Below are 9223 nucleotides of genomic sequence, written 5' to 3'. Positions count from 1 at the left end.
CCAAAATAACTATTCCGAGAGTAAAGTGAAAAATAGCCATTACTACCATGTAGAAAGTAGCAAAAGAAACTACTTTTTCCCCAAACATTAAGTAAATGAGAGGAATTCCCATGTATCCAGCATTCATAACGGTACTTGAAAGTTCAAAAGCTTCATTTCTTTTTTTGAAGAATATGATTTCTACTCCTAAAGCAATTAAAAAAACAATGACAAACACTCCCAAAGCTACTAAAGTAATGCAGGAAAAATCTGTTAGTTCAAGTTTTACATTTCTGAAAGAATGAAATATTAAGGAAGGTGCAAAAAGGTATAAAACAATAAATGAAATAGTATCTGTCGTGAGATCGGGCTTTAATTTACCTATAACAAAACCAGAAAAAATTAAAAGGTAAAGAGGCAAGATAACATTTATAAGTAGTTCAGTCATTCTGCCCTTAAATTCCCCTTTACTCTTTCATTTCCTTGTCTTATAAGTTCTTTTGTACTATCAAAATACTCAAGAAGAGGAATTGCGTACTTTCTTGAAACTCCTAAGTAATCCTTAAACTCACCAATGGAAAGAGTTTCTTTCTTCTCAAAATGTCTTCTTAAGATCTCCCTTATCTCCTTCATAGCTTCTGGAGAGTAGATAAATTCTCCAACCTTCTCGTATCCTTCACGATTTACAAGGTAGTTTAAAACAAGATTGAAGTCCTCTTCTTGAACCTTTAAATCTTTTAAAAGTTCATCAACACTTTTCGGAGAAAAACCACCCATATCTATCAGTTTCTTAACATTCTCTACTGTTTTCTCAAATCTTGTTCCTTTTACATTTGGAACAAAACCGGAGAGTTTAAGATATCCCTTATTTTCTTCTATTAGACCATTTTCTTTAAGTTCGTTTAATACCTTTGAGAATAGTTCAAGGCCAACATTTAATTTACTTCTTAAAGATTCTTTGTTTATACCTTCAGCTATAGGGTATTCTTTATGATAATCCTTTAAAATCTCCAAAATTCTCTCTTTAAGTTCCTCTACATATTCCGTGGAGTAAAGGAAACCGTCAAGGTTTAGTATGTTCAACTCTTCAAGCAATTTATCAACTTCTTGTAAAGATACAGAAAGCAGTTGAACTAAGCTATTCTTAGAAAGCTTTCCAGGGAGTTTTTCTACATAAAGAGAGAGAATTGTTCTTTTATCTCCTTTAGAAAGCAAACTTAAGTCTTTTAAAAACTCTTCTCTAAACTTTCTTCTAAACTTTTTAAAAGGTAAAGGATTAAGTATCCGTCCTCCACCTATTACTCTTGCAGGAGAATAGTTTCGAATGACAAATCTATCTTCAAAGCTTGGAACGACCTCTTCTTTCAGCCTAATTTGAGCAAAACACTTTTCACCAGGTAAAAGTTCGTCCTTATCTATTAAAAAAACTTCTCCTTCTGCTTCGTTAGTCAAATGGTGGAAATGAATTTTGTGTCCTGATTGGAGTAAACAATCGGCATTTCTTGACAGAGTAAGCTCGACGTCAACAAGAGTTGTAGGTCTTAGCAGTGAAGGAGTTGCTATCAAGTCTCCTCTTTCTACTTCCTCTTTTGAAATATCGGAAAGGTTAAGAGCTGTTCTCTGCCCCGCAAAAGCTTCTTCTACATTTTCTCCGTGAACCTGAATGTTCCTTACTTTCACCTTCTTTGAAGAAGGAAGAACTTCTACTGTATCGCCAACTTTAACTTTTCCGCTTATCAAAGTTCCAGTTATAACCGTTCCAAAACCTCTTACAGAAAAAGACCTATCCACAGGAAGCCTTAAAATTCCTTCTGTTTTCTTAGGTTCTATTTCTTGTGCAAGCTTATCTATTTCTTCCACAAGTTCTTTTAAGCCATCACCCGTTTTTGCAGAGACAGGAACCATAGGCGCATTTTCTAAAAAAGTTCCCTTTAGGAATTCCCTTATATCTTCTTTAACAAACTCTAACCATTCATTATCAACTAAATCTACTTTTGTGAGAACGACTATTCCCTCTTTTACATTTAAAACTTCACAGACAGTTAAATGTTCTTTTGTCTGGGGCATAATCCCTTCGTCTGCTGCAATGATAAAGAGAACCAAATCTATCCCGTGAGCTCCTGCCAACATATTCTTTATAAACTTCTCATGGCCAGGAACATCAACGATTCCAGCCAAAATTCCACTGGGAAGTTCTAAATGAGCAAAACCAAGGTCTATGGTCATACCTCTTTTCTTTTCCTCTTCCCAGCGGTCGGTATCAACTCCTGTTAACGCTTTTATAAGAGTAGTTTTTCCGTGGTCTATATGACCAGCTGTTCCAACAACTACAAACTTCTTATTTGGCATAGTCTATAGCCCTCGTTTCTCTAATAACTGTAACTTTTATTTGCCCTGGATACTGAACTTCCTCTTCTATCTTCTTAGAAATTTGATGGGCAAGGAATGCAGCTTCCTCATCAGTAATCCTATCCGGTTCTACCATTATTCTAACTTCTCTACCAGCTTGTATAGCAAAAGCTCTCATAACTCCAGGGAAGGATTCTGCAATACTTTCAAGTTTTTCAATCCTCTTAATGTAAGCTTCTAAACTCTCTCTTCTTGCGCCAGGTCTTGCAGCACTTAAAGCATCTCCAACAGCAGCAAGGATGGATTCAATAGTTGTAAACTCAACCTCACCGTGGTGTGCTGCAGCAGCATTTACAACAGCTTCTGGTTCTCCGTATTTCTTGAGAATATCCGCACCTATTAAAGCGTGGGAACCTTCGACTTCATGGGTTACAGCTTTTCCAATATCGTGGAAGAGTCCTGCTCGCTTTGCAAGCTGGACATCTGCTCCAATTTCTGCAGCCATCATACCGGCTAAATAAGCTACCTCTTTCACGTGTTGTAGAACGTTTTGGCCATAGCTTGTTCTAAATTTAAGCTTTCCAAGTAGTTTTTTGAGCTCAGGGTGAACGTCATCTATACCAAGTTCAAAGAGAACCTCCTCTGCAGCATTAAGGATTTCCTGGTCAATTTCTTGTCTAACCTTTTCTACTACTTCTTCTATTCTTGCAGGGTGTATTCTTCCATCAGCTACAAGACGCTCTAGCGCAATTCTTGCTACTTCCCTTCTTATCGGGTCAAATGAGGAAATGGTAACAGCTTCAGGAGTGTCATCAATTATTAGGTCTACTCCTGTTGCAAGCTCAAATGATCTAATGTTTCTTCCCTCCCTTCCGATAATTCTTCCTTTCATTTCGTTGTTAGGAAGGTCTACAACAGCAACTGTTGTTTCTGCTACCTGTTCTGTGGCAAGCCTTTGAATGGTTGTAGCAAGTATCTTCTTTGCCTTTTTCTCTACATCTCTCTCAAATTCTTCTTCTATCTTCTTATAGCGAAGGGCTAAGTCTTTCCTCACTTCTTCTTCTACTCTCTTTATGAGCTCCTCTTGAGCTTCTTCTCTTGTCATCCCTGAAATCTCTTCAAGTTTTTTAAGCTCTTCCTCTAAGAGCTGACTTACCTTCATATCCTTTTCAAGAAGTTCTGCTTCTAACTTCTCAACTTCCGCCCTTTTCTCTTCTAGCTCTTTTTCTAACTTGTCAAGAAAATCTGCCCTTTTATCAAGATTTGATTCTCTTTTATCTAAGGTTGCTTCTCTCTTATCAAGGTATTCTTCACGCCTCAGTAATCTCTTTTCAAGTTCGGACAGTTCCCTTCTTTTCTCTCTTAATTCTTCTTCAAGCTTTTCCTTTTCTTTAAGTATTTCTTCCTTTGCCTTAAAGAAAGCTTCTTTTTTCATCTCTTCAAATTTTTCTTTAGCTTCTCTTAAAAGATTTTCTGCCTTTTCTTTTATTTCAGAAGCTTCTTCTTTTGCCTTTTCAATAATCTTTAAAGCTTCTTCCTTTGCCTCCTCCTTTATCTTCTTTTCTAACTTCTCTCCCTCAATATGGCTCTTTTTAGTTCCAACTATGTATCCAACCGTTAAACCTGTGAAAATTGCCAGTATTGCTACAAGTATTAACTCCATTGACTCCTCCTTACTACCCTTTTTTCTGAAACGACTAGATCCATAGGGACATCGAAATGTTCCCGAGGTATCTTTTCAACAATTTGAAAATCAAAACAGATACCAATTTTAGTTTTCACTTTAAAATTGGCAAGGAAGCGATCGTAAAATCCTCCACCATAGCCTATTCTAAAACATTGAAAGTCAAAGACTATTCCGGGAACAAATACAACATCTATTTCTTTTAAAATCCTTTCAGGATTAAATGGAGGTTCGGGAATAGATAGGAAACCTTTCTCAAACTCCTCCAATGAAAAAACCCTTATAGGAACTATATTCCTATTGATAACCTTAGGGAAGATAACTTCTTTTCCTTTAAGAAGAAATTCCTCTGCTAGAGGTAAAAGGTTAACTTCTTTCTTGAAGGGATAATAGAACATAAAAGAATTAGCATTTTCAGGGAGAATACCTTTTAATTTCTCTATTATCTCTTTACTCTTACTTTCTACCTCATCTTCTTTTAGAAAAAGACGTTTTTTCTTTATCTCTTCTCTTAACTTGGCTTTTGTAAACACACCATTTACCCCTTATAGAAAGAAAGGGGCATAAGGGAAGATCAAGGAGCAATCTTTTTAGTATTTATTAAAAGCTTAGCACCTTCTTCAAGGCGCTTTATTTCTTCTCCTAAATCTCTTATCTGCTTCTTAAGAGCTTCATTTTCATCTAGTATGTAAAAGCAAGCAATGATTAAGGCCTTATCGAAAGTAATCTTACTATTGCCAGCTCTTACCTTTTCTATTATCGATTCAAGCCGTCCTGCCAACTGTTTAACGTAAGCAGGATCTTTATCCGTCTTTATGTTAAATTTCCTTCCGCAAATAACAACTTCCACGGTTTCAGGTAAACTCACAATCTTCCTCTTATGCCCTTAGTGTAGCTCCAATTTTCTCAAGCGACTTTATTATATCATTCAATATCTTATTTATCTCCTCGTCTGACAAGGTCTTTTCTGGAGATCTAAAGGTTAAGGAGAAAGCAACACTTTTTTTACCTTCAGGAATACCTTCCCCTGTATAAACATCAAAGAGTTTTATGTTTTCAAGATACTTCGCGGACTCTTTTATAACTTTTTCCAACTTAGCAACAGTCTCCTTTAAATCCACAAGAACAGCAATATCCCTTGTTACAGGAGGAAACTTAGGTATTTTGTTAAACCTGATTGTTTTTTCCTTAGAAATCTCTAGAAGTTCATCTAGAAGAATTTCTGCTATAAAGATATCTTGTTTTATGTTCAGTTTTTCTACGATGTCCGGATGTAACCTTCCTAAAAATCCTACTTCTTTTCCATCTACTAGTATAGTAGCTCCCTGTCCTGGGTGAAGGAAAGGAAGGATAGATGTTGCTTCAAATTCTCCTTCAAGATTTAAGTACTCTAAAAGGCTTTCTACAATACCCTTTAAGTCATAGAAGTCAACCTTTCTTTCTTTGAAAAGTTCTTCTTTTACCTTACCAGTAAGAAGGATTCCAAGATGAAGAGGTTCTTTTCCTACCTCTTCAAAAACTTTTGCTGTCTCAAAAAGGAAAACGCTATTTAAGTTTCTATTTATATTAAGAACAGCATTTTGAACTAGACTTGGAAAGATATTATTTCTCATATAAACCCACTCTTCAGAGAGTGGATTTGAAATCTTTATAAGTTTATCAATAGATAAACCGAAGGTATTGTATAACTTTTCGCTGATAAAACTATAGTTAATTGCTTCATTAAGTCCTAAACTACAGAGAAACTCTTTAATTTTGGAAATTCTGTTGTAATCATAGTTCCTTTCTACATTTGAATGCATTAGAGGATAAGTTCCTTCTACGTTTTTCATTCCATAGATTCTTACAACTTCCTCTATAAGATCTATTTCTCTTGATACGTCATACTTTCTCCAAGAAGGAACTTTTACAACTATATAGTCCTGTTCCTTCTTTACCGTAAACCCTAAGTTGCTTAAAATCTCAAATGATTTCCTTGGTGGAATGTCTACTCCAAGGATTTTCTTGGCCTTAAGCGGATTAAAGACAATAACTTTTGGAGTATAAGGTTTAGGGTAAAATGAAACTTTTCCTTTTCCAACTTTTCCGCCACACAAGTGTTGAATTAAGGCTAATGCTCTTTTTGCTGCAAACTCTGTAGCTTCAATATCTGCTCCTCTTTCAAATCTATAGGAAGCATCTGTAGAAAGTCCCAATCTTTTAGAAGTTTTCCTTATCGTCATTGGTTCAAAATGGGCAGATTCAATAAACACGTTTTCGGTGGTAATAACAGTTCCCGAGTCTTCTCCTCCCATTACTCCAGCAATAGCAATAGGTTTTTCAGCATCTGCTATTACAAGGTCATTTTCTGTTAATTTTCTTTCTACTCCATCAAGAGTTTTTATGATCTCACCACTTTTAGCTCTTCTTACAATAACTTTCTTACCAGCTATCTTATCAAGGTCAAAAGCGTGAAGGGGCTGTCCAAGTTCATACATCACATAGTTAGTAATATCAACTACAGCATTTATAGGTCTTAACCCCGTAAGGTAAAGTCTTACCTGAAGCCATAGAGGAGATATTGTATTCTTTATCTCTTTCACTACAAATCCATCATATCTAGGACACGCCTCAGAATCGAGGACTTCTAAGGTTATTTCATCTTGTGCTTCGAAGTTCCCTTTCTCAAAATCTACTTTTGGGATTTTTATAGGTCTATTTAGAACTGCCTTTAATTCTCTTGCTATTCCTAAGATTGAAAGAGCGTCAGGTCTATTGGTTGTTATTTCGTATTCTATTATCCAGTCGTCAAGACCAAGAACTTCTTTTATGTCTTTTCCTACTTCAACATCATTTGGAAGAATCATAATACCAGAGGAAGAATCCGTAAGACCTAGTTCCTCTTCAGAACACATCATTCCATTGGATACAATTCCTCTAAGTTTGCTTCTTTTTATTCTTATTCCAATGGGAAGTTTAGAACTATGGAGCGCTACTGGAACTACTGCTCCTTCAAAAATATTATCAGCCCCAGTAACTATCTGAAGAACCTCATTTCCTATATCAACTTGGCAAACTTTCAGTCTATCTGCATTTGGATGTTTTTCTACCTTTAGTATCTTACCAGTAACTACCTTTTCAAGGTTATCTGCTGCATACCTTACAGAATCAACCTCTATACCTACATCTGTTAAGATATCAGCAACTTCTTGTGGAGAGATATCATCTATATCTATAAATTCTTTTAGCCAATTGTATGTTATTCTCATCTTAGATACCCCTAAACTGTCTTAGAAATCTAAGATCGTTTTCAAAGAAGAGTCTTAAATCATCAATACCATATTTAAGCATTGCTATTCTTTCAACTCCCATACCAAAAGCAAATCCTTGGTATACTTCAGGATCTAAACCAACAGACTTGAACACTGCTGGATCGACCATTCCACATCCCAGTATCTCAAGCCAACCGGTTCCTTTACATACCTTACACCCTTTTCCACCACAAATTACGCAGCCAATATCAACTTCAGCGCTAGGCTCTGTAAAGGGGAAATAGGAAGGCCTAAATCTGACCTTTGTATCTTGTCCAAACATTTCCTTCAAGAAGAGTTCTAAAATTCCTTTTAGATCTGCGAAAGTAACTTTCTCATCAACCATTAAACCTTCAACTTGGTGAAACATCGGGGTATGTGTAACATCTGCATCCTTTCTATAAACCTTTCCGGGAGCAATTATTTGAATAGGAGGTTTCTGTTTTTCCATTACCCTAACTTGAACAGGAGATGTGTGAGTTCTAAGAACTATATCATCGGTAATATAGAAAGTATCCTGCATTTCTCTTGCAGGATGGCCTTTAGGAATGTTCAATGCTTCAAAATTGTAGAAATCTGTTTCTATTTCTGGACCTTCTGCTACTGAGAAGCCCATAGATGTAAAGATTGTTACTATTTCATTCAGAGTTTTCGTAACAACGTGTAAAGATCCTATTTCTTTACTTCTTCCTGGCAGTGTTACATCTATCCATTCTTTTTGAAGTTTTTCTTTTCTTTCAATTTTCTTAAAATGCTGTAATTTCTCTTTTATTAACTTTTCTATCTCTCCTTTAAGGATATTACAAGCTTTTCCAAACTCTTTTCTTTCTTCTTGTGGAAGAGAGGGAATGGTTTTTAAAAGTTCAGTTACCTTTCCTTTCCTTCCTATAAATTCTACTCTCAGCTTCTCAAGTTCTTCTATTGATACTACTTTTTCTACTCTTTCAAGAAATTCCTTTCTAAGGCTTTCTACTTTGGAGATTGCCATATCTATACCTCAGAGCAAAAACTTGCAGGAAGGATTATATAAAAAAAGATGATTTGTAGAAAATTCCCATAAAAAAATAAAAGCCCCTTTTAAGGAGCTAGTTTTTATTATTCCCGTGTTCTTTAATTTACATTAGCTAAAAAGTCTCCTACAGCTCTTATACCATCTTAGATAGTTTTCAGCAGCCTTAAGAAGATCTCTACCTGCACATCTTAGTTCTCTTTTAAATCTTCTTCTTTCTCTTTTAGTACCATTAAACGCAAGAATCTGAGGATTTTCATTAAATTTTTCTAATAGAGCTTCGTAAATAGCTTTAAGGGATCCCTGGAGTTTCACAGTGCTTCCGCTGTTATCTCTTACCCAGAGTTCCATTTTTAACCTCCAGGTTGGATTAAAAATAAAAAAGCCTGGCACCGCCCTACTTTCCCGCCCCGTCTCCAGGGCAGTATCATCGGCGCTGGCGGGCTTAACTTCCGAGTTCGGAATGGGATCGGGTGTTTCCCCGCCGCTATGGGCACCAGGCTTTCTATTATAAAAACTATCTTATTCAACTTTTTAAGATCTTTGACATATGAATAAGGGAACTGAGATTCCTGATAGGTTAAAGGCCGAGGCTCTCGGCCGATTAGTACCGCTCAGCTCCACCCGTTGCCGGGCTTCCACCTGCGGCCTATCAACCTGGTAGTCTCCCAGGGGCCTTACCGGCTTATCGCCGAGGGAGGCCTAATCTTGGGGTGGGCTTCCCGCTTAGATGCCTTCAGCGGTTATCCCGTAGGCACATGGCTACCCAGCGATGCCCTTGGCAGGACAGCTGGTACACCAGAGGTGCCCCCACTCCGGTCCTCTCGTACTAGGAGCAGCTCCCCTCAAGCCTCCTGCGCCCGTGGCGGATAGGGACCGAACTGTCTCACGACGTTCTGAACCCAGCTCGCG

8 protein-coding genes and 2 rRNA genes are annotated in these 9223 nt (G+C 37.0%); all 10 read right to left on the bottom strand.

The window, feature by feature from the left end; all coding sequences use genetic code 11:
* The coding region (locus ABGX27_03390) for an AEC family transporter (protein MEO2068534.1) at positions 1-427 on the bottom strand (427 nt) is incomplete at its 3' end.
* The gene (selB, locus tag ABGX27_03385) at positions 424-2328 is read right to left on the bottom strand and encodes a selenocysteine-specific translation elongation factor (GenBank protein ID MEO2068533.1); all 1905 of its coding nucleotides are present in this window, start codon (positions 2326-2328) and stop codon (positions 424-426) included. The genes ABGX27_03390 and selB, both read right to left, overlap by 4 nt.
* Complete coding sequence (gene rny / locus ABGX27_03380; GenBank protein MEO2068532.1) at positions 2318-3991, bottom strand: ribonuclease Y; 1674 nt, start codon at positions 3989-3991, stop codon at positions 2318-2320. Before rny ends, selB begins: the two co-directional genes overlap by 11 nt.
* Positions 3982-4545: a 5-formyltetrahydrofolate cyclo-ligase gene (locus tag ABGX27_03375; GenBank protein MEO2068531.1), complete on the bottom strand. Its 564-nt coding sequence runs from the start codon at positions 4543-4545 to the stop codon at positions 3982-3984. The genes rny and ABGX27_03375 overlap by 10 nt, the downstream gene beginning before the upstream one ends.
* A gap of 41 nt (positions 4546-4586) precedes the next feature.
* A complete protein-coding gene (locus ABGX27_03370) occupies positions 4587-4880 on the bottom strand; it encodes a cell division protein ZapA (protein MEO2068530.1) in 294 nt (97 codons plus the stop codon).
* 10 nt (positions 4881-4890) lie between these two features.
* The gene (gene pheT, locus ABGX27_03365; GenBank protein ID MEO2068529.1) at positions 4891-7260 is read right to left on the bottom strand and encodes a phenylalanine--tRNA ligase subunit beta; all 2370 of its coding nucleotides are present in this window, start codon (positions 7258-7260) and stop codon (positions 4891-4893) included.
* Between the two features lies 1 nt (position 7261).
* Positions 7262-8290 carry a phenylalanine--tRNA ligase subunit alpha gene (gene pheS / locus ABGX27_03360; GenBank protein ID MEO2068528.1) on the bottom strand — a complete coding sequence of 343 codons (1029 nt, stop codon included), beginning with the start codon at positions 8288-8290 and terminating at the stop codon, positions 7262-7264.
* Between the two features lie 132 nt (positions 8291-8422).
* On the bottom strand, positions 8423-8662 hold the full coding sequence (locus ABGX27_03355; protein ID MEO2068527.1) for a hypothetical protein: 240 nt from the start codon (positions 8660-8662) through the stop codon (positions 8423-8425).
* Between the two features lie 33 nt (positions 8663-8695).
* Positions 8696-8812: ribosomal RNA gene (rrf, locus tag ABGX27_03350) — 5S ribosomal RNA — on the bottom strand.
* Positions 8813-8894: 82 nt separating this feature from the next.
* Positions 8895-9223: ribosomal RNA gene (locus tag ABGX27_03345) — 23S ribosomal RNA — on the bottom strand; the annotation flags it as partial.

This window comes from Desulfurobacteriaceae bacterium, assembly GCA_039832905.1.
Lineage (GTDB): Bacteria > Aquificota > Aquificia > Desulfurobacteriales > Desulfurobacteriaceae > Desulfurobacterium.
The sequence above is the reverse complement of the archived record's forward strand: the minus strand, read 5'-3'. Positions and strand labels throughout refer to the sequence as shown.

What these genes read in the sequence shown, in the direction of transcription:
- selB (MEO2068533.1), bottom strand. Translation starts at nt 2,328, where the DNA reads ATGCCAAATAAGAAGTTTGTAGTTGTTGGAACAGCTGGTCATATAGAC.
- rny (MEO2068532.1), bottom strand. Translation starts at nt 3,991, where the DNA reads ATGGAGTTAATACTTGTAGCAATACTGGCAATTTTCACAGGTTTAACG.
- pheT (MEO2068529.1), bottom strand. Translation starts at nt 7,260, where the DNA reads ATGAGAATAACATACAATTGGCTAAAAGAATTTATAGATATAGATGAT.
- pheS (MEO2068528.1), bottom strand. Translation starts at nt 8,290, where the DNA reads ATGGCAATCTCCAAAGTAGAAAGCCTTAGAAAGGAATTTCTTGAAAGA.
- ABGX27_03355 (MEO2068527.1), bottom strand. Translation starts at nt 8,662, where the DNA reads ATGGAACTCTGGGTAAGAGATAACAGCGGAAGCACTGTGAAACTCCAG.